We start from the raw sequence: 21,898 nt of genomic DNA on the forward strand, positions 1-21,898 counted from the left end.
CGCGGAGGAACGGAATGAAACGAGTATACGTAAATGAAAAATGGTGCTTGGGCTGTCATTTGTGCGAATATTACTGCGCGTTCGCCAATTCGGGCGAAACCGATATGGTTGCGGCGTTGAAAGGTAAAAAAATATATCCGCGTATTCAGGTGGAAGGCAACAACGACGTGAGTTTCGCCGTCTCGTGCCGCCATTGCGAACAGCCGCTGTGCGTCAAAGCCTGCATTGCCGGCGCGCTCAGCGTGGTCGACGGGGTTATCGTGCGCGATGCACTCAAATGTGTCGGCTGTCACACGTGCATTTTGTCGTGTCCGTACGGCTGCATCGTTCCGGCTCCCGACGACGGCAGCGGCCATTCGGTCGTGCAGAAATGCGAATTGTGCACGTCGAATCGCGCCGGAAAACCTGCGTGCGTGGAGGGGTGTCCGAACAGGGCGATCGTTTTTGAGGATCGCGGTGTGAGCGGATACGGTGTTTGCGAACGCGGTGCGGCCGGAAACGCACCCGCTGCGGGAGGCTGCAAATGAATTACGTTATTATCGGTAACGCGGCCGCGGCCGTCGGCTGTGTCGAAGGTATCAGACAGATTGACGGAAAAGGAAAGATAACGGTGATTTCGGCGGAACCGTATCACACGTATTCGCGCCCGCTCATTTCTTATTTGCTGATGGGGGCGACGACGGAAGAACGCATGAACTACCGTCCGTCCGATTTTTATAAAAAGAACAAATGTACGCTGCTCAAAGGGCGCACTGCGGAAAAAATAGACGCTGCGGCAAAAACCGTCGTGCTCGACGGCGGTGAAACGCTTGCGTACGACAAACTGCTCGTTGCTGCCGGCTCGCGTCCGTTCGTTCCGCCGATGGAAGGTCTCGAATCGCTCGGCGGTTCGTTTACGTTCATGACGCTCGAAAGTGCCAAAAAACTCGGAAAGGTGTTGTCCCGGAAGAAGCGCGTGCTGATTATCGGCGCGGGATTGATCGGTATGAAATGTGCCGAAGGCATTGCCGAACGGTGCGGTTCGGTGACGGTCGTCGAAATGGCTCCGCGCGTACTGCCGGCCGTGCTCGACGCCGAGGGAGCCGCAATCATTCAGAAGCAAATGGAAAGCCGCGGTATTTCTTTCATTTTGGGCGATAGTGTTAAACGGTTTTCATCCGACGGAACGACGTACGGCGGAAAAGCGCTTTTGAACGGCGGCAGTGAAATCGCGTTCGACGTGCTGGTTACCGCCGTCGGCGTGCGTCCGAACACGGCGCTGGTATCCGATGCCGGCGGAGACGTGGGAAAAGGCATCACGGTAGATTCCTGTTGCCGCACGAGCCTTCCCGACGTGTTCGCCGCAGGCGACTGTACCGAAAGCGACGACATCACCTGTGCTCAGCGCCGCATTCTCGCGCTGCTGCCGAACGCGTACATGCAGGGCGAAACGGCCGGCATCGTAATGGCAAGCGGAACGGCTTCATACGATAACGCCATGCCCGTGAACGCGGCGGGATTTTTCGGGTTGCATCTGGTAACTGCCGGATCGTATACGGGCGAAACGCTCGACGTGCCGGCTCCCGGCTGTGCGTATCGTAGGTTTTTCGTGCAGGACGATCTGCTCAAAGGATTCATCATTATCGGCGATACGGATCGGGCGGGTATTTACACGTCGCTGATCAGAAATAAGGTGCCGCTTTCGTCCATAGATTTTGAATTGATCAAAATCCATCCGGCGCTGATGGCGTTCGGTAAGGCGAAACGGGCCGAAATGCTTTCCGCGGCAGCTCCCGCGGAAGAAGGAGCGTAATCATGCAGCGTATAAGTGCGGGAACCATACATTTTTCCGAATTGGACGAACGGATCCGCTCGTGCGCGGATAGCGATATCATCGTAGACGATTGTACGGGGCAGCGGTATATTGCGAGCGGATTGAGCGGAAAGCGCATATCCGTCAACGGTATTCCCGGAAACGCGCTCGGTTCGTACCTCGACGGCTGCGACATAACGGTGAACGGCAACGTGCAGGACGCGACGGGCGACACGATGAACGGCGGAACAATCGTCGTTCACGGAAACGCCGGCGACGCGACCGGTTACGCCATGCGCGGCGGCGGAATCTACGTTCGCGGCAACACCGGCTACCGCGCCGGAATTCACATGAAAGCGTTCAAGGAGCAGCAGCCCGCCGTCGTTATCGGCGGTAAGGCCGGCAGTTTTCTGGGCGAATATCAGGCCGGCGGAACGATCATCGTACTCGACCTTGAACCGCCCAAAACGGTCGACGGCAAGCGGGTGCTCGGTTCTCCTGCGGAACGCCCCATAACCGGCGCGTTCTGCGCGACCGGTATGCACGGCGGCGCAATCTATTTGCGTACCGACACGCCGCCCCAGCTGCCTTCCCAAATCATGATCGACACGGCGAAAGGCAAGAATATTCCGGAGATCGCGGCGTACATAGATCGGTTCTGCGAATATTTTCCCGACGTGAACAAGAGCCGGATATTATCGTCGACGTTCTGCATTTTGAAAGCGAACACGAAAAATCCGTACAAGCAGATGTACACGCACAATTAGGTACAAAAAGCGGCGCATGTACGGTGCGCCGCTTTGCTTTTCATTCAACCGTGACGCTTTTTGCCAAGTTGCGGGGTTTATCCGGATCGTTGCCGCGCTGCACGGCGCAGTAATACGCGAACAGCTGCGCCGGTATGATTGAAATTATCGGTGAAAAGACGTCGCTCACGTCGGGTATCACGAACGTTTCATCCGCACAGTCGGCAAAATAACCGTTCTGATCTTGCGTAATGACGAGCGACGATGCGCCGCGCGAGGCCACTTCGATTATATTCGAGGCGATTTTGTCGAAGAGCGCGCGTTGCGTTGCCGTCGCGACGATCAGGGTCGATTCGTCTACGAGCGCGATGGGGCCGTGTTTAAGTTCTCCCGCGGCGAACGCTTCCGAATGAGTATAGCTTATTTCTTTCAGTTTGAGCGCGCTTTCAAGGCTGATCGCGTAGTCGAACAGGCGGCCCATAAAAAACACTTTGTTTTTGTTGAACTGCCGGGCGGCGAATTTCTGGATGATTTCCTTATTGGCCAGTATCCGTTCCGCTTTTGCCGGAAGCGCTTCCAATTCCGCGGTGAGCGGCTGGAGCTGTTCGTGCGAAAGACTGCCGCGAACTTCCGCCATTTTGAGTGCGAGCAGATACAGGCACGTCAGCTGAGTGGTGAACGCCTTCGTAGACGCGACGGCGATTTCCGGCCCCGCCCAAGTGTACAGAACCAAGTCGGCTTCCCGTGAAAGCGTGGAGCCGACCGCGTTCGTCACCGCAAGAATTTTTGCTCCGGCGGATCTCGCCAGCCGTACGGCTGCGAGCGTGTCGGCCGTTTCTCCCGACTGGCTGATGACGATGAAAACGTCGCTCGGGTCGAACACGGGATCGCGGTACCGATATTCGGACGCAATGTCGACTTCCACCGGAATGCGCACGAAGTGCTCGAACGCGTATTTGCCGACGACGCCCGCGTGATACGCGGTACCGCACGCGGTGATTACGATGCGCTTTGCGTTTTTCCAGGCCGCGCCGTCTATCGCGACTTCGTCGAAGCGGATAGAGCGCGTTCCGTCGGCTTCTTTAGTGATGCGCGGCGTCAGCGTGTCGCGAAGCGCTTTGGGCTGCTCGTGGATTTCTTTGAGCATGAAATGCTCGAATCCGCCTTTTTCCGCCGAATCCAAATCCCAATCGACGTGATACGGCGCGCGGATGATTTTTTCTCCTTGCGCAGTAAACAGATCGACGTGATCGGTATATAATACGGCCAGTTCCCGGTCTTCAAGAAAATACACTTCGCGGGTGTATTCGAGCAGCGCCGGTACGTCTGACGCCAGCAGATTTTCTCCCTGACCGAGCCCGACGACGAGCGGGCTGTCTTTGCGGACGGCGATTATCCGGTCGGGAAAATCGCGGCACAGTACGCCGAGCGCGTAGGAACCTTCGAGCCGCTGCAGCGCTTGCAGTACGGCGGAAAAAATATCGCCTTCGTAGTAATAGTTTATCAGGTGCGCGATGACTTCGGTATCGGTCTGACTGCGGAACACGACGCCGCGCGACTGCAGCCATTCTTTGAGCCGCGCATAGTTTTCGATAATGCCGTTGTGAACGATCGCGATGCGCCCGGACACGTCCGTATGCGGATGCGAGTTTATGTCGGACGGTTCGCCGTGCGTTGCCCAGCGGGTGTGTCCGATACCGATCGAGCCGCGTATCGTTTCGGCGGCGATTTTCCGTTCCAGAAATTTGAGCGCACCCTTCGCTTTTCGTACGACGATGTCTTCGTCCTGAAGAACGGCGATTCCGGCGGAATCATATCCGCGGTATTCGAGCTTTTTGAGTGCGTTTACGAGCACCGGCGTAGCTTGCCGGGCGCCTACGTATCCTACGATTCCACACATGTGAGTTTCCTTTTTTTTTAACGATAATTCTTTTTCTTACGGAAAATAATATACCGATTGTTACCTACGCGTCAATCACCGGGTGCGGCGCGTGCGGCGTTCTCTACGGCGGCGCTTATGTCGAACGCCGCCGCCTGAGCGCTGACGTCGACTGCCGTTCCCGAGCGCAGATAGTACAGTATGCAGCGGCATTTCGTTTCTCCGGTGATGTCGAGCGCGGCTTTGCGGTAGCAGGCAAGCTGCGCGACGTGCCGGTCGGGGCGGACGTCGGTGTCGGTTTTGAAATCGACGACGAACAGTTCGCGTTCCGCTTGGGCACCGGCCGGAAACGTTCCGGTGAACAGCAGGTCTATCGCGCCTTCGATAAACGCGTCCGTTCCCGCCGCCGTTTTGATTCTGCTTCTGAACGGATATTCGCTTTCCCGCCAATGTGCCGCGCGCGCCGCCGCCGCGAGTTCAGACGCGGCGAATCGTTCCGCCATGCGCTGCGCCGCGCCGGTAACGACGGCGAGCTGTCTCGGGGTGAGGGTCGCGGCACCCCGGATTTCCGCACCGAGCGGGTTTCCGGTGAGCAGCGCTTCGATATGCGCGTGAGCGAGCGTTCCGAAGTCCGCCGCGGTAAAAGCGATTGCATCGCTGCCGGTAATGTCTGCGAGCGTCTTGAACTCGTTCAGTACGGCGTCGAGTTCCGCCCATTCGGCGGTATCCGCCGCCGGCTCGAACAGTTCCGGCTGCAACGGGCGCGGCATCGGTTCCGTGCCGAGCGTACTCGGCGTGAACCTGTCGGGCGGTACGGGCTGTACGCGCAGCAGTTTTTCTTGGGTACAGGCTGCATACTGAGGCGCCGCTTTGCGCTGTACGTCGCGCTTGGTGCGATCGGCGCCCCGCGAACGGTGCATGGTGCGCAGCAGACTTTTCGACTGGGGACGGTTCCAAAGCGGAATCCGTTCAAGGGTGAAAAACGGCGGATGCGGCGAACGGCCTATCCAGGCGGAAAGTACCGGCAGCACGAGACCGATTATCGTTCCGTTGTGCAGCACTGCGTCGTGTCCGAACGAAACGAGCGCGGCTGTTCCCTTTTTTGCGTCGTTTTCGGCCTGCGCGGCAGTTTTGGCGGCGGTATAGCGGACGACGGCCTGTTCGAGCGTTTCCTCCGCTTCAAGTTTGAGATCGAGTGCGGCGCTGACGTAGACTTCCTTTTCGGCACGCGTCAGCGCAACGTAGAAAAGCCGCCGCAATTCGGCGTGCTCTTTGGCGTTTTGTACGGCGCGGAATTTTCGGGTAAAATAGTCGCACGGCACTTTACCGGCGGAACGCAGCGCGTCGGGTACCGGCGGTTTAAGCACCATGCTGTCGCCGGCTCCCGGGACGATCGGTATGCGGCTGACGTACGCTTCCGAAAAATTGCCGCCGGCCTTCGCCGCCGTGTCGCAGATGAAGACGACCGGAAACTGCAATCCTTTGCTTTTATGGATACTCATGATGCGGACGGCCGGCGGCCGGTCGAGCGGAATTTCCATGTCGTCGATGCGGCTGCCGTCCTGCCGGAGCCGGTATAAGTCGTCGGCAAAATCGGCGAGCGATAAACTTTGGTCGTCGGCTTGCCGCGCCAGTTCGTACAGATAGTCGTATAGTTCGCGGTACAGCGCGGTGTTTTGGCTCCACAGCGTTTCGTAGCGGTAGCCTTCGTCGTACCACAGTCCGGTGATGACGTCCGCAACGGAAGCGCTCCGCGCACGGGCGGCGAGTCGTTCGTAGCGCGCGCGGCCGGAACGGTAGGCTGCCGCGTCGTCCTCGTCGAGCAGTTCGTCGGCGCCGCGGGAAAACGGAAGCGGCTGCGCCGCATCGGCGGGAATGGTATTGATGCCGGCGGCGGTGTGGAATTCCAGACAGCGCGCGACGCCGCTCGGTGAAAGACCCGCAAACGGAGACGCGAGTACCGCCGCGTAGGAGAGCACGTCGGCAGGATAAGCGGCAAGGCGCAGCAGGTGCAGTATGTCGTTCACCGGTGCGTCGGCAAAGAAGCTGACGATGTTTTCGGTAACGTAGGGAATGCCCGCTTCGCGCAGGGATTTTTCGTAAAAAATCTGTTTTGAATACGAACGCAGCAAAACGGCGCAGTCCTGCGTCCGGTAGCGCGCGTTCGGTCCGCACGTCAGTTCGTGTATCTTTTTCGCAATGAAAAGCGCTTCGTTTTCAACTGCGGAAAGTTCTTCCGCCGCCGCGTCGATTTCGTCTTTTTCCGCTGCGGTTTCACTGTCTTCGCTTTCCTCCGGTTCGGCTTTATCCAGCAGACACACGTGAACGCGCGGCGTCAGGCCGTCTTGCCCGGAAACGTCCGCGCCGTTTTCCGTTTTCTGTGCGGCGATCGAAGGCGGTACGAGCGCCGGCGTGCAGGCCGCTTCGTATTCGGGAAAATCACGCAGCGCGGCGTTCAGAAAAATGCCCGGCGATTCGGATTCCTCCCGTGCCTCCGGCTCTTCCCGTGGGTCGGACGGTTCGGGAGCCGGATCCGACGTTCTGCCGCTGAACAGGAGGTTCGACGCGTAAACGAGCGCCGGCTCGGAACGGTAATTGCAGCGCAGCCGGAGCATATCCGTTGAAGGCAGCGTTTCCGTCAGGCTTCTGAACACCGAAACGTCCGCGCCGCGGAATCGGTAAATGGATTGCTTTTCGTCGCCGACGAAAAACAGCTTGTCGGGACACACGTCGTCCGCGGACGGAATCCCGTCGGTAAGGCGGTCGCGTTTTTCGGCAAGCAGAAACAGCATGTCGCGCTGGACGGCGTTGTTGTCCTGGAATTCGTCTATCATGATCGCGTCGAACGACTGTTTTTCGTTCCGGCGGATATCGGTTTCATTTTTCAGTATGGTTACCGCGAGCGAAGCGACGTCGTCGAACGTCAGCTTGCCGTTCGTCCGCTTCCAAGTGAGAAACTGTGCCGAAAACGTATCCAGCAGGGGCATGATGTCGGCGCTCACTCCCGCCTGCAGAAGCAGCGCGGCGGCACTCGCAAGCGGTTCCGTTTCGGCAGCCGCCTGTTTGAACAGCGCGATCGCGTCGTGTTTACCGGTTTTGCGGATTTTGACGCCTTCAAGCACGTCCGAGAGCCAGGCCGGCAGATCGTGCTGAATGGCTGCCGCGGCGGCCGTCATGCATCGGCTGCCGGGCGGCGCTTTCAGTACGTCCGAAACGTATCGGCGGAGCACCTGTTCCGGCGGCAGCAGCGCGGCGGTTCGCTCGTGATACGCTTGCACGAACCGGTCGATTTTCTTTTCAGTTTCGCTCGCTGCCGGCTGCTGAGCGAACGCCAGGCGGACGGCGTCTAGGCAGGCTTCAAAGCGCTGCGTCTTTTCACCCCAGTCGCGGATCAGTATGTCGAACTGCGCTTCAAGCGAGCGCTCATACGCGGGCGGATCGCTTATTCGGCCGTAGGCGCAAACCGTATCGGCGAACAGTTCCTGCGCGAGCCGTTCGGGGCGCGTCGTTTGCAGAAACTGCCGGAGCGCGGGCTGCGAACGGTGCTCGATCAAAAACTGCAGCGCCTGCGTCCGCGCGGCTTCTTTGCACGCTTCGTTGTCGGTTTCAAAGTCGGGCGCGATTCCGTAGCGGTGCGCCGCGAGTTTTACGATGGAGGCGCCGTACGAGTCGAGCGTTTGAATGCGGGTCTTGAAAAACGATTCGATCGCCGTCCGTGCCTTGCGCTGCGCGTCGCCGCTGCCGTTTTCCGCGACCGTTTTGAGCGTCCGGTAAATGCGTGCGTACATTTCCGCGGCGGCTTTTTTGGTAAACGTGAGCGTCAGAATCTTTTCGGCGGGAATATCGCGGTACAGTACGAGATAGGCGAATCGGCCGGCGAGTACGGTCGTTTTGCCCGAACCGGCCCCCGCAGCGACCACGCTGTTGCGGGCCGCGGTTACCGCGGCAGTCTGTTCCTCGTTCAATTTGCTGAAAATGCCGGCGGTGCTCATATGCGGATATCCTCCTGTCTGTTGCCCGAAACCGAATAGCGGGTGCGGCAGACGTGCCGGTACGGACAGCCGCCGCACGTTTTGTAGGTGACGCCCGCAGCGCTTACGGGTTCGGCGGCTGCAACGGCCCGTACGTATGAACTGATTTTTTCTTGCAGCAGAAGGATGGACGGCTCGAAGGCTTCACGGCTGACGACGAGCGAATCCCGGTACGGTTTTTTCCGTCCGCCGTCGTCCGTAATCGAGCCGGTGACGACCGTCGGTTCGGCCTCAACCACGCTGAAAAAACAGGTTTTTTCAACGGCGATTCCCGGATGCGCGTGTTCGTACAGCAGCGTGTACATCGCCATCTGATAATTTTTCAATTCATAGGTTTTGACGGAATTCGACTGCTGCAGTTGCAGCTGCGCGCATTCGGCGGCGTTCGGTGTTCCGTTCGTTTTGAAGTCGATGATGACCGGCGCGTCCGTTTCCGGTTCGACGAGTACGAGGTCCAGTCGGCCGTTCAGTATGGAAGCGAGACCGTTTTCTTCCCGGTGGACGAACGAATAGGCCGTTTCGACTTCGCTGACGATATGACCGGCGAAGTACGACAAAAAGGCGCGCAGACAATTGCGGAGCGTTTCTTCCAAAGCCTGTTCGCGGGCGCGCAGCAGTTCGGCGCCGATAACGCTGACGGCGTTGCCTTGGAGGCTGCCGTTCCGTTCCGTTTCAGCCAGAACGGCGTTCAGTTCCCGCCGTACGATCTGCGCGCAGTTTTCCGGCATTTGTCCGTTTGCAAGCGGCGGCAGCGTACCCTTTGCCTGCGGATCCGCTTTTACGGCGGAAAAAAAACGTTCCAGTACGGTGTGGTACAGCACGCCCGTCGTGTTCGCCGCAGTCAGTTCCGCGTCGAGTGAAAAGGATTCAAGTCCGAATATCCGACTGAACAGCCATTTGACGGGACATTCGTAATACGCGTGCAGATCGGTGACCGACACGCGCAGCGTGCGGCTTGGCGCGTCCTGACCGACGCCGTCGATCGGTGCGTACAGCCGCGCCCTGACGGCTTCCGGTACGGCGGTACGGCTTCCGCGCCGGGCGCTCGGATTTTCGCCGGTGCATTCCGTTTGCCAGTCTTTTTCGTCCGACACGCCGACGTTTCCGCCGGTGCATTCCGTTTGCCGGTCTTTTTCGTCCGACACGCCGGCGGCTGCGCTCCAATTGAAAAATCCCGTTTTCTGAACCGGATACAACCGTTCAGGAAACGGCGTGCCGTCGGGATCGGCGAACCATTCGGCTTCAGCTCCGTACGCGTCGGGTTCCGCCGGATCCGGTTCCGCCTGAGCGAGCGCGCTGTGCGGTATGGCGTATCCGCCGAAACTGTTTTCCGCAAAGGTAAAATACGCATTTCCGTCGGCGCTGTGCATGTCGTACAGCCGGATGAACGACGCCGACAAGTCCGCGTCTACGAGTGCGAGCCGTTTACGCTTGTCTTCGCGCAGAAAGCCCAGCTGTTTTACCGTTACCGAAAGCGTTTTCTGCGACGCGCCGACGACGATATGGCAGCCTGCGGCCGCGCCGGCCGCCGCACGGTACGGCAGCAAGTTGACGCCCTGCGTTTCCTGGCGCGGCAGATATACCTTGTCGGCAAGATAGCGGACGAAGAACGAAAACGGCTGTTCCGGTTTGACCGTCGGATACGTGTTTTCTATGTCGACGAGCGCCAGCAGTTCCGAAACGCAGCGGCCGAGCACTTTATCCGCGAGCGGCGTACAGAGCGTCATGTCGAAAAAGCGTTCCCTGAATGAAAAATAGCGCGATCTGATCCGTTCAAACGAATCCGCCGCCGTAAGCGCACTCAGTTCCTTTTTCAGCAAAGTGTAAAACGTGCGGGCCCGTTCTTCCCTTCCGGCGGCCGCGCTGCGAAACGCCTGTTCCCACACGTCGATTTGCACGTCGCCTTCACGCCAGGAACACAGGCAGTTGTTTTTTTTCCCGAACGCGATCAATTGGTCGATGCTTTCGCCGTCTTTCCACGGAAGGTTTTTATCGAGCAGGAGTTTTCTGACCTCGTCGAACGGAAACTGCCGCGACACGCATTCCCACACCGTTTTGAAAAAAGTTCCGGCGGCGTAGCTTGAGAGCGGCTTTCCGGCGCGGCGAACGCACGGAATCGAATGCAGTTCGCATTCCCGCTCGAGGTAGGGGGCGTAGGTTTCCATGTCGGCGATGTTGACTGAAATGTCGTTCCACGCCAAGCCCCGATCGTGCAGTTCCTTTATTTTGCGGACGACGGCGGCGAGTTCTGCCCGGCTGTTGCCGAAGCAGTGCACGCGCGGCGAACTTGCCGTATCCGGTGAGGCCGCGGTGTCCGAAGGGTTTGCGGCAACCGAAAGGCGTGTGCCTCTTTCCGCGGCCGCCGCCTCGCCGTCCGATAAATCGCCGTTTATACGGATAAGTTCGACGTTCCGCGCCGATTCGAGCAGTTTTTCATATTCAAAAAAGTCCGTCAGTATTTCGGGATAAAAAATGTAATACGTTTTGCCGTCCGCTTTGAACGGAGGTTTTTCCCACGCCGGTTCAAACAGCTGGTGTTCTTCCAAAAACGCTTCGTATCGGCGCGTGAGCGTGAGCAGATCGCCGTCCTCACTGTCGCCTTCCGATTCACGCACGAACCGTTCGTACCAGGGACCGAGCGACGGCAGCAGTCCGGCGATCCATTCTGCAAACGACGAGGCCGTCTGTGCGTACTGCGGGTTGATGATAGACCGGAACAGGGGAGGTTCCCCCGTTTTTACGAGGCGCGCGTTTTCCGCGATGAGCCGTTCGGCGAACAGTTTCCGCAGAACGGAGGGAATACTCCGTTTCTGCTGTTTTTGGGAACGGATCGAATCCGATTTGAACGTATCCCACGCGATAAAACGGTCCAGTGCGACTGACTGCGCGTCCGTGATTTCGAGCGCGCGGTCGGCCCAGGCGGACGCCGCGATTTCCGTCGGAAAAACGTAAACGCAGCGGTTGTCCGCAATCGTAGCGCGTAATATGTCGTCTGCATACAGTGTCAAGAAAAACTCCTGGAACCGGTTCGCTTCGGCCGATAAACGATTTGCGCCGACGCCGACCGTTCTTTTATTGTATCTGATGAGCAGAACGCAGTCAACGGGCCGTATTCGTGTCTGAGGTAGCGGCGAATCGTCCTGAATTCCGAAAAACTTTGAAAAAAATTTACTTTTTTGAAAATTTTATTTGACATATCAAAAAAGTGGTTATATCATGTTTTTAAACCGCTTTAGTAAATCGGTTTAAAAGGTTTGAGGGAAAATCCTTTCGGCGGTGTCCGAAGCTGCAGGATCCGCCGTGCGTTTGTCCGGTATGATTTTGGAGTTTTATACGAAAATTGTCCGACGGGGTACCCTTAAACTCACCTTTAAAGGCTCTTACTGAAAAGGCGAGCCGAATCTTCAAGGAGGAATGATGAAAAAACTCTCAGCATTCATCATGGTGTTACTTGTTCTCTGCGGTTTTATGTTTGCAGATGTAACGGTAAAGAATTTGGGAGACGGTACTGCGGAAGTTACTTTCTTCTACGGGAACCCGAAAGCGACGGAAGTCGTAGTCGCCGGTTCATGGACGGATTGGGAAAAAGCTCCGCATCCCATGACGAAAGTCGAAAAGGGATGGGAGTATAAAACGATCGTTCCGATTGCAGATACCGTTTTGAAATATAAATTCATTTCTGACGGAAACTGGACGCCGGATATTAAAGCGCCCGATACGATCGACGACGGTTTCGGCGGAAAGAACGGACTCGTTGAAGTCGCCGTTCTTGCGGCGGCTGAGGCTCCCGCAGCGTCCGGCGCGGCGGCGGCTCCCGCGACGGGCAAGCTCAAGTTTCAGACTTGGAGTATGCTCGGCTTTCAGACGAAATTCAATATCAAAGACGGATTTGAAACCGAATCCGCCGGTATCAACCTGAAATCATATCTGAAAGTCGGCGGCGATATGCTGCCCAATATGCCCGTTTACATTGAAGTTGCGCTCGCGGAACAGGATGGTTTTGAAAATCTGTACAAAAAAGATTCCCTTTCATGGGGCGACGGTTTTCAGAATCTGCTCGTTGACACGATTTTTGATCCTATCTATTTCTACGGCGGACAGGAAGCTTCAAAAAGTTATCTGGGGCACCTGAAATTGGGTCTGACCACACCGTACGTTGAATTCGCGACCGGTTACAAATATGCGAAACTTCCGGCTCACAAGAACGTAAGTTGGACGACGCTGGATCAGGATTGGGAAGCGGGCTACAATTCCGTCGGCGGTTTCAGTGCGTTCACGCTCGGACAGGCACTGCGCCAGATCGGTGATGTGAAAATCAATGCGCAGATTCTGCCGAACAGAACCGCAGACCGCGCCGGCAGTCAGTACGGTATGGCCGCTTGGGCCAGCGCCGAATACGCCGGTCACTACGTCGATTTGCAGTACAACGGCGCGTACGGTAAAACGTACAAAACCATTTTCGACGAAGTCATGGAAATGGATATTATCGCCGGTTATTCCGGAAAATTCGGCCCGATCGGGGTAAAACTGAACGCGTTGATGAACAAATACGGTGATGTCAAGAATGCCGATGGAACACGAGCCGGTTATACGCCGCCGTCTTCCGACGTCGGTACCGTTTACAGCGATGCCGATTTTATCGACAACTTTGCGGCGAACGTTCAGACTTCTTACGGTTCAGACCTTATCACTGCGACGCTCGGTTACCGTATGCGCGGTGTTCAGGCGAGCATGATGTACGTTGAAGACGGCAAAGCCGACGATCACGAACACATCAAGGATCAGCTCGGTGACCGCAACAGTCAGCGCGTATGGCTCAATCTGTCTTCAAAACCGATGTCTTATTTGAGCGTCGGATTGGACACGTCGGTAGATATGGTTTTGGACAAGAACAAAACCATCGCGTTTGCCGATAAAGACAATCTGAAACTGTCCGTAAAACCGTCTGCCGGACTGAAACTGCAGGAACTTGCCGGTATCGACGCTTCTGTCGACGTATACGGTCAGATGTATTACAACACGAAAGACAAGTTTGCCGACGGTACCGCCGACGGAAATCAGTTCAAATTGAAAGAAATCGGTGTGAAATTCGCACTGGGTGCATTGAACGACGCGGTTAAAGGTATCGACGTTATGTACGGCCTTGACAACGACAACGACACTGCCCTGTTCAACACTTTGCTCGCCGCAGTCAAACTGCCGATGAACGTTACCGCACAGGCCGGTTTCGGTATCCGCACGGCGAAAGGCGACGCGGCTAATCCCGACACTCCGTTCGGATTCTTCCTCGGTGCGTCCACTCCGCTCAAGGTGCTGCAGAAACCCGTGCTGTACGCCCAGTTCCTGTACGGCATGGATCCGTACAAAGGATTCGGCGACGGTCAGGAGAATTTCAACCTGGACGGATACACGCTCGACAGCGGCGTCGGTAACTGGCAGAACAATGCCGCAGTCCGCGTCGGTATGCACTGGGATCTGTAGTTTTAAGGAGTAAAGATGAAAAAGATTTCTTTTGTTTTAATTATGGCGGCCGCCGTATTGCTGCTGCTGCCCTTGACCGGTTGCCCTTCGGAACTGTCTGATCTGTCCTGGGGGGGACCCGCCGTCGGTGACGTTGTCGGTGATATGAATGGAGACGGACTGGTTCTTTCTTCTACGGGAGCGGCAGGTGTGTATAAGACTGCAACCTTTGTGTATGCAAACGATATGACCGCCTGGGGCGGCGGAACCGGAACTATCAACTGCAAAATCCGTGCGAAAGCCGGAAATTGGGGAACCTCTTACGGTGCCGGCGGGCAGCCGACAATAGGCGGTGAGTTTGTTAAAGCTGATGGCGGCGGCAACTTTACTGTTTCCGGTTTTACTGTGGGATCCAATTACCATTTTGAAGTCAAATCGACGAGAGAACTGGGAGTTATGATCAAAGTTGTAAAAGAATAATTTGCAACTGTAAAGTATGTGATGATTTGTTCCGGCGATATCCGGACGGGTTCACTCCGTTCCTGTCCGGTCGTTGCCGGAACTTTCCGGTAAAAAGGGGGAGACGTAATGCAGACAAACGGGATATTCAACTGGTGCGGCAGCAAGTCTTACGTAAGCCCGCGCCATTCGGCGATAAAAATTGAAAATATTCACAATTCGCTTTCCGGATTACAGCCGGGTTGGTTTCGCGACTGCGCGTTTTATCATATTTGGATAAAAGGTTTTTGCGATTCAAACGGAGACGGGGTAGGCGACCTTCCGGGTATCGTTTCCCGGCTCGATTATATAAAGGAACGGCTCGGCTGCGACGCGATCTGGCTTTCTCCGGTGTTCGACTGCGGCGGCAAAGGCGCTGCGGCGGACAGTAACATGCACGGTTATGATACCGTCGATTATTATTCGGTAAATCCCCTGTTCGGCACGGACGAACAGTTAGACACGCTTCTTTCAGAAGCTCATAAACGCAATATAAAAGTCATTTTCGATTTCGTACCGAACCATACGGCGGTAACGCACCCCTGGTTCGTCGATTCCGCGCGCGGCTTGAACGGAAAATCGGATTGGTACGTTTGGAACAACGAGCCGCTCGACGGCTGGGTTCCCATGGGAGCCAATCCGCACACCTGGTTTAGCCCCGAAAAAACGGCGGATGTACTGCTGAACGAACCGATGTACGAAACCCAGCGTAAATCGCTCTCCGCGTTGAAGTCGGGCGTAAACTGCAAACGGTATTACTACGGGGCGTTCGGGCCTGTCATGCCCGATTTGAATTACCGCAACGCCGAAGTACGTGAAGAAATGAAAAACGTCGTGCGGTACTGGCTGAATCGCGGTTTTGACGGAATTCGCGTTGACGCGGTTCGGTATTTAGTGGAAGAAACCGGTGCGGACGGTGCCTTCGGTGCGGATACGATCGATACGGCTGAGACGCACCGCTTTTTTGCAGAACTGCGCCGCGACGTGATAGATGCGTACGCACAGTTGGGATATCCCAAATGTATGGTTGCCGAAGCGAACATGCACGGCGACCGGACGCTGCTCGAATCCTATTTCGGCACACCGGAAGCGCCTGAGTTTTCAATGCTGTTCGATTTCGATTTTGCGGCGGCAGTGTATCAGATGGTAACGGGATTCGACTCGTTCGCTCCCGCGGCGGGGTTCATGAAAGAAACCGGCCGCAAACGGCTGCCCGCGCTCAGCGTGAAAGCCTGTTTTTTAAGTAATCACGACAATCCCGCCGACCGTCCGGCGAGCGTGTACGCAGAGCCAAATCGGCTTAAATTGGCGACTGCGATCAGTCTGCTGCTGCCGGCCGTTCCGTTTATCTATTACGGAAACGAAATTGCGCTCGAGAACGCTCCAGGCTATACGGGCATGCACGACATCAGGTTCCGGAACGCGTTCGATTTTGCGGAAGCGGAACGCCAGTGCTCAGTGCCCGATTCTCTGCTTGCGCTGCATCGCAGTCTGCTTGTGCTGCGCCGCGAACATCCGGCACTTCGCCGCGGAGATTTGGTGCCGCTTTATTCGCCGTATCGCGCGATTACCGCGTATTACGTAACTTTTGAAAAAGACGCGGCCGTCTGCGTGTTCAACAACGGGACGGAACCGCTGGAGGAGATTCCGCTGCATCCGGCGAACGGAACCGTTCCGAATTTCCGGTTCGCGTGCGCTTATTCTTCGGAACCGTCGGTTTCCCGTACGCTTGATGTCCGGCAATCAGAAAACGCTCGTCCGTACGCAGTGCTTTCCGGGCTGCCGGCGGCGGCTTTCGCCGTTTTCGTACCGATAACGAATTGCTGAGACAGCTTTTGTACTTTATTTTGGAGGAATTATGAAAAACGGAAGAAAAAGATCAACCGGTATGATGACGGCCGGCTGTTTGGTGCTTACCGCGCTGCTGTTTGCCTCGTGCGCATCCGGTATGCAGGAAAAACCGGGAACTGCCGACGCGGATTCTCTTATGTCGGCTGCGCCGGGAAGTTTTGAAAACGCGGCGCCCGATAATCTCGATGCGGTCATCGCGTTGAATCAAAAACTCGCACCCGCGTCGGATGAGTTTATCATATATTACGTTCGCGGTGATAAAAATTACGAACCGTGGGCGCTGTGGATGTGGGCGCTGCCCGGCGGAGACGGTGCCGCCGCGTGGGATTACACGCAGCACTGGAACGTCGAAAACGGTATCGGTTACATGCGCTACAACCTTGACGGTTCGTCGACTGGCGGCACCGTTCCCGTTTCCGCCGACGGAAACATCGGTCTCATCGTTCGCCAAAAGGCGGACTGGATTAAAGACGGAAACGACGACCGCGTCTGGAACGTCAACACGTCGAACGCCGCCGTCGTGTTTTCGGGCGATATGAACACGTACGCGGTCAAAGGGTATAAACCACGCGTAACCGAAGCGATTCTGGTAACTCCGACGCAGATCCGGCTCACGCTCAGCGGCCGTTTTGCCCTCGATACCGACGGCGGCGCTTCCGGTTTTTCGGTTGCGTCCAAGACGGGAACGGATTTCGCCGTGGCGCAGGTGTTCAATACGGACAGTCCCGAGAATTCGGTTTACAATTACACTAAACACGTTACGATCACGCTTGCGCAGAGCGCCGGCGCCGCCGACGCACTGATCGTTTCAAATCCTGCATTTGAAGGAGCAAAAGAAGTGGATTCTACGAAACTGGCGGTTCAGCTTGCCGAATCAGCCGTTCCCGGAACGGACGCCGTGCTCGGTATGAGTTACGACAGCCGGAACAAGTCCGCCTCGTTCACGTTGTGGGCGCCGACTTCATCCGCGGCTCATCTCAATTTGTACCGTTCCGACCGTGCTGCGGCCGCCGACTATACGGTTCCGATGACGCTCGATGCGGCTTCCGGCGTTTGGTCGTGCACGTTCGCTCAGGTTGATCCCGACGGTCTTTTTTACGATTTTACGCTTACCAACGCCAAAGGTACGGTAACCGTACTCGATCCGTACGCCCGTTCCATGGCGGCTTACCGGAATCAAGGCGGCAGCGGCCGTGCGGCAGTTGTGGATATGAATTCGGCAAAAGCGCTGCCGGCGGGCGGTATGAACGCTCCGTTCGTCAGCCTTGCGCAGCGTGAAGACGCAATCATTTACGAAATGTCCGTCCGCGATTTTACGATCAGCGCCGATTCGGGTGTTTCCGCAAAAAAAGGAACCTACACTGCGTTTATCGAAAAGATTCCCTATCTGAAGGAACTCGGTATCACGCACGTTCAGCTGATGCCGGTGCAGAATTTCTATTTTACCGATGAAACGAAGCAGTCGTATGAAAGTTCCGGTACGGTGAACAACAACAATTACAACTGGGGATACGATCCGCACAACTATTTTACGCCGGAAGGTTGGTACGCGCAAAATCCGTCCGACCCGTATTCGCGCGTCGCCGAACTGCGTACGCTGATCAACGAGTGCCATAAAGCCGGCATCGGCGTACTGCTCGACGTCGTGTACAACCATATGGCCGGAACCTCGTTCCTGGACGACATCGTTCCCGGATACTTTTTCCGAACGAACGCACAGGGCAAGTTTACCAGTAATTCCGGCTGCGGTAACGACGTCGCCACGGAACGCACGATGGCGCGCAAACTGATTGTCGATTCCATCCGCTACTGGGTTGAAGAATATAAAGTCGACGGTTTCCGGTTCGACTTGATGGGGCTTATCGACACGCAGACCGTACTCGACGGATACGCCGCCGCCCGTGCGATCAACGCCGACACGCTGTTTGAAGGCGAAGGCTGGAAGATGTACAACGGCGAAAAAGGTACCGTCGGCATGGATCAGAATTATATGATCAAAACCGACAGCGTGGCCGTTTTCAACGACGAATTTCGCGATTTAATCAAAGCCGGCGGATTTAACGAAGCAGGTCAGGGTTTTATCACCAAAAAAGGAATCAACACCGACCGTCTGTTCAAAAACGTAATCGGTCAGCCGGTCGCCAATTACCGTGCCGACGATCCGGGCGACAACTTGCAGTATATCGCGGCGCACGACGGACTTACGCTGCACGACAGTATTTCGCACAACGCGCGCCTTGACGAACGGGTGCCCGCCCAGAAAGCGGAACTCATCAGCCGTATAAAACTCGGTAATTTTTTCATCATGACGTCGCAGGGGCTCGCGTTCATGCACGGCGGACAGGAACGCGGCCGTACGAAGCCGAACGTTACCGGCGCGTCGAACGAATGCGTGGGTAATTTCGTGCGCAACAGCTACGATTCTTCGGATAATATCAATCAGATCGTGTGGTCGCTGGACGGCGATTACCGGAAACTGCTCGATTATACCAAAAACCTGATCGCGCTGCGTAAAAACTTCGACGTGTTCCGCATCGGCGATATGGCGAAAGTAACCGCCGCCGCGTCCAAACTCGACTCACCCGAAAACAGCAATCTGACGCTCGGGTATTCGCTCAAATGGAACGACGGCACCTGGTTCGTTCTGATCAACGCCGAATCGAAGCCGATGACGTTCGCTTTGCCGGTCAACGCTTCCGCCGCCCTCGTCTTTGCGGACGCCGACGGCGCGTACTTGGACGGGCTTTCTGCCGCCGACGCTTCAGGTGTTTCGGTAAACGGAAACGCGGTAACGATCGCAGCGCTCACCGCTGCGGTAATTCGCGTAAAATAATTCGTATGAAACGCGGTTGTCCCGTAATGCGGACGGCCGCATGTTGAAAACAGTTTTTGTAGGAGGAAAAAATGAAAAAACTGATCACGACAGTTTTGCTGGTTCTGCTTGCAGCCGGTTTCGTCTTTGCAGGCGGACAGGGCGACAGCGGAAAAACCGTACTGAAAGTATGGGAATCGGAAGGTCCCGAAAAGGATTTCGTCCTGTGGGCTGCTGCCGAATTTGAAAAAACGCATCCCGACATCAAAATCGTGTACGAACCGGTCGGTTCAAACGATTCCCGTGCTAAAATCGAACTGGACGGTCCGGCCGGCGTCGGTGCGGACGTGTTCGTCGCGCCGCACGATCATATCGGCGCGCTGATCAACGGTGGGCACGTACTGCCGAATACGGATCCCGATTTCGCTTCAACGTTTATCGAAGCGGCGGTTACCGGAGCAACGTATAAAGGCGTCGTCTACGGTTATCCGCAGGCTATCGAAACGTACGCGCTGTTTTACAATAAGGATATCATTGCGAATCCGCCCAAAACCTGGGCTGAAATCGAAAAATTCGGGGAAACCTGGACCGATAAATCCCAGAATAAATTCCCGATCGTATGGGAAGTTGCGAACGCGTATTACGACTATATTTTCATGGGCGGATTCGGGGCACTGCTTTTCGGACCGAACGGCGACGATCGTTCCCAGCACAATATCAACAGTGCGCAGGCTATCGAAGGACTCACGTATTTCCAGAGTCTGCGTAAAAAACTGTTGGACGTTCCTTCGGCAGATGTGAGCGGCGACTTCTGCAACTCTTCGTTCATAGAAGGAAAAGCGGCGATGTACATCGTCGGGCCGTGGAAAATCGACGAATTCACTAAAGCGAAAATGAATTTCGGCATCGTTCCGATTCCCGTCTTCCCCGGTCAGAAAAATCCTCCGGCATCGTTCTCCGGTGTCCGCCTTGCGTTCGTCAGCGCCTATTCGGATCATCCCGAAGAAGCCGCCGAATTCGCAAAATTCCTGACTTCAAAACCGATTCTCGAAAAACGGTATGAAATGACGCAGCAGATTCCGCCCCGTAAGGATATCACGATCGATAATCAGTACAGCAACGGAATCATGGCTCAGGCAAAATTCGCTTCTCCGATGCCGACCATTCCCCAAATGGGTACGTTCTGGTCTGCAATGAACACTGCGTTCGCCAGCATTTGGGACGGCGCCGACGTTCGGGAAAACCTGAAAGCCGCCGCTGCCGCTATGGAAAGCGCACGCTGATTTAGAGCGGAACGCTCCGTCTTTGCGCCGTATTGAACCCTATCGGCAAAGACGGAGTTTCCGCGCTTGGCAACAGCCGTTTCGTGCACAGGGTTTAACTTTCTTAAACGGAGTATCTAATGGATAATCGGAAAACCGCTATCAGCGCGGGTATAATGAAAAAAGCTCCTATCGCGTCCGCTTGTTTTATGGGATTGGGGCAGATACTGTATTTGAAACAATATATCCGCGGCTTTATGCTCGCGGCGGCGGAAGCGGTCATGTTGTTTTTCATGTTGTTCAATCCCGCGACGATGAGCTTTAACGGCCGCGGTCCCGTTATTCAATCTCTTATCGGCCTTATTACGCTGGGAGATCCGCACCCGGAATTACCGGTTAAATTCCGCGATCATTCGATTTTCATGATGATTACCGGTCTCATCGTTTTTATCTGCTGCGCCCTGTACGTCTGCCTGTACGTTTACAATATCCGCGACGCGCGGAAATCGGCGGCGCAGCTTGTGAGCAAACAGCGCTATCCTTCCTTGAGGGAAACTCACGACAACCTTCAGGAAAAGGCTTTTCCGTATATGGGTATTCTGCCCGTCGTTATTCTGATTGCATTCTTTACGATCATACCGTTGCTTTTCGCCGCGCTCGTCGCGTTTACGAACTATTCTTCTCCCGATCACATTCCGCCGAACAATCTGGTAGATTGGGTCGGATTTGAAAACTTTCAAACGATGTTTACCCGCATGGGAGACGGCTCCGCGACTAACGCCTGGTTCGGCGCGTTCTGCCGCGTCGCCGTATGGACGCTCGTGTGGGCGTTCGCTTCTACCGTAACGTGTTATTTCGTCGGTATGTTCTTCGCCGTTTTGCTGAAAGACAACCGCATAAAAATATCGGCTTTTTACCGAACCATTTTCATTCTGCCGTACGCGATTCCTTCAATGCTCACGTTGTTTATTTGGCAGAACCTGCTGAACGGGACGTTCGGCCCCATCAACCGGACGCTGATTGCGTTGGGAGTCATTTCAAATCCCATTCCGTGGCTGTCCGATCCGAATATGGCGCGTCTGACGCTGATTCTGGTTAACATCTGGATCGGCTTTCCGTACAGTATGATCCTGATTACGTCCAACATGACCGCCATTCCGTCGCAGCTGTACGAAGCGGCTACTATCGACGGCGCCAACAAATGGCAGCAGTTCCGTTCCGTAACGTTTCCGCTCGTATTGTATCAGACGATGCCGATCCTGATCATGCAGTTCGCGGGCAATATCAACAACTTCGGCGCCGTATTCTTCCTGACTGCCGGCGACCCGAAGCTCAGCGACACGATTACGACGCAGGCCGGTGCAACCGACTTGTTCATATCGTGGATATACAAGCTGACGTACAACACGCCGAACATGTACAATCTCGCTTCGGTACTTTCGATTCTGGTTTTCGTCGTATTGGTGCCGTTTGCCGTTTATAACTTTACTCATACAAAATCTTTTAAGGATGGTGAAATATGAGATCAGATACGTCCGTTACCCGCCGGAAAACGAGCGGCGGTTAT

Annotated in this window: 12 protein-coding genes; 9 read left to right on the forward strand and 3 right to left on the reverse strand. The window is 55.7% G+C overall.

Features of this window, described 5'->3' with window-relative positions; all coding sequences use genetic code 11:
- The first annotated feature begins 14 nt into the window (after nucleotides 1–14).
- The 3 genes from TREBR_RS03445 to TREBR_RS03455 are packed head-to-tail and all read left to right on the forward strand — an operon-like array spanning nucleotide 15 to nucleotide 2,559.
- A complete protein-coding gene (locus TREBR_RS03445) occupies nucleotides 15–527 on the forward strand; it encodes a 4Fe-4S dicluster domain-containing protein (RefSeq protein WP_013757837.1) in 513 nt (170 codons plus the stop codon).
- Entirely contained in the window at nucleotides 524–1,792 is a 1,269-nt protein-coding gene (locus TREBR_RS03450; protein WP_013757838.1) for an NAD(P)/FAD-dependent oxidoreductase, read from the forward strand. Before TREBR_RS03445 ends, TREBR_RS03450 begins: the two co-directional genes overlap by 4 nt.
- A 2-nt stretch (nucleotides 1,793–1,794) precedes the next feature.
- A complete protein-coding gene (locus tag TREBR_RS03455; RefSeq protein WP_013757839.1) occupies nucleotides 1,795–2,559 on the forward strand; it encodes a GltB/FmdC/FwdC-like GXGXG domain-containing protein in 765 nt (254 codons plus the stop codon).
- Between the two features lie 40 nt (nucleotides 2,560–2,599).
- On the opposite strand, the gene glmS is transcribed toward TREBR_RS03455, so the two are convergent.
- The 3 genes from glmS to TREBR_RS03470 form a co-directional block, all read right to left on the reverse strand.
- On the reverse strand, nucleotides 2,600–4,438 hold the full coding sequence (gene glmS / locus TREBR_RS03460) for a glutamine--fructose-6-phosphate transaminase (isomerizing) (protein WP_013757840.1): 1,839 nt from the start codon (nucleotides 4,436–4,438) through the stop codon (nucleotides 2,600–2,602).
- A gap of 71 nt (nucleotides 4,439–4,509) precedes the next feature.
- Complete coding sequence (locus TREBR_RS03465) at nucleotides 4,510–8,409, reverse strand: UvrD-helicase domain-containing protein (RefSeq protein WP_013757841.1); 3,900 nt, start codon at nucleotides 8,407–8,409, stop codon at nucleotides 4,510–4,512.
- Nucleotides 8,406–11,456: a PD-(D/E)XK nuclease family protein gene (locus TREBR_RS03470; RefSeq protein WP_013757842.1), complete on the reverse strand. Its 3,051-nt coding sequence runs from the start codon at nucleotides 11,454–11,456 to the stop codon at nucleotides 8,406–8,408. Before TREBR_RS03470 ends, TREBR_RS03465 begins: the two co-directional genes overlap by 4 nt.
- 409 nt (nucleotides 11,457–11,865) lie before the next feature.
- On the opposite strand from TREBR_RS03470, the gene TREBR_RS03480 reads away from it, so the two are divergent.
- The 6 genes from TREBR_RS03480 (at nucleotide 11,866) to TREBR_RS03505 (ending at nucleotide 21,854) form a co-directional block, all read left to right on the forward strand.
- Nucleotides 11,866–13,929 carry a glycogen-binding domain-containing protein gene (locus TREBR_RS03480; RefSeq protein ID WP_013757843.1) on the forward strand — a complete coding sequence of 688 codons (2,064 nt, stop codon included), beginning with the start codon at nucleotides 11,866–11,868 and terminating at the stop codon, nucleotides 13,927–13,929.
- Nucleotides 13,930–13,944: 15 nt separating this feature from the next.
- The gene (locus TREBR_RS03485; protein ID WP_013757844.1) at nucleotides 13,945–14,388 is read left to right on the forward strand and encodes a hypothetical protein; all 444 of its coding nucleotides are present in this window, start codon (nucleotides 13,945–13,947) and stop codon (nucleotides 14,386–14,388) included.
- Nucleotides 14,389–14,496: 108 nt separating this feature from the next.
- Nucleotides 14,497–16,233: an alpha-amylase family glycosyl hydrolase gene (locus TREBR_RS03490; protein WP_013757845.1), complete on the forward strand. Its 1,737-nt coding sequence runs from the start codon at nucleotides 14,497–14,499 to the stop codon at nucleotides 16,231–16,233.
- A gap of 31 nt (nucleotides 16,234–16,264) precedes the next feature.
- Nucleotides 16,265–19,090: an alpha-amylase family glycosyl hydrolase gene (locus tag TREBR_RS03495; protein WP_013757846.1), complete on the forward strand. Its 2,826-nt coding sequence runs from the start codon at nucleotides 16,265–16,267 to the stop codon at nucleotides 19,088–19,090.
- A 71-nt stretch (nucleotides 19,091–19,161) separates the two neighbouring features.
- On the forward strand, nucleotides 19,162–20,352 hold the full coding sequence (locus TREBR_RS03500; protein ID WP_013757847.1) for a sugar ABC transporter substrate-binding protein: 1,191 nt from the start codon (nucleotides 19,162–19,164) through the stop codon (nucleotides 20,350–20,352).
- Nucleotides 20,353–20,471: 119 nt separating this feature from the next.
- A complete protein-coding gene (locus TREBR_RS03505) occupies nucleotides 20,472–21,854 on the forward strand; it encodes a carbohydrate ABC transporter permease (RefSeq protein ID WP_013757848.1) in 1,383 nt (460 codons plus the stop codon).
- Nucleotides 21,855–21,898: the final 44 nt, after the last annotated feature.

Source organism: Treponema brennaborense DSM 12168 (genome assembly GCF_000212415.1).
Lineage (GTDB): Bacteria > Spirochaetota > Spirochaetia > Treponematales > Treponemataceae > Treponema_F > Treponema_F brennaborense.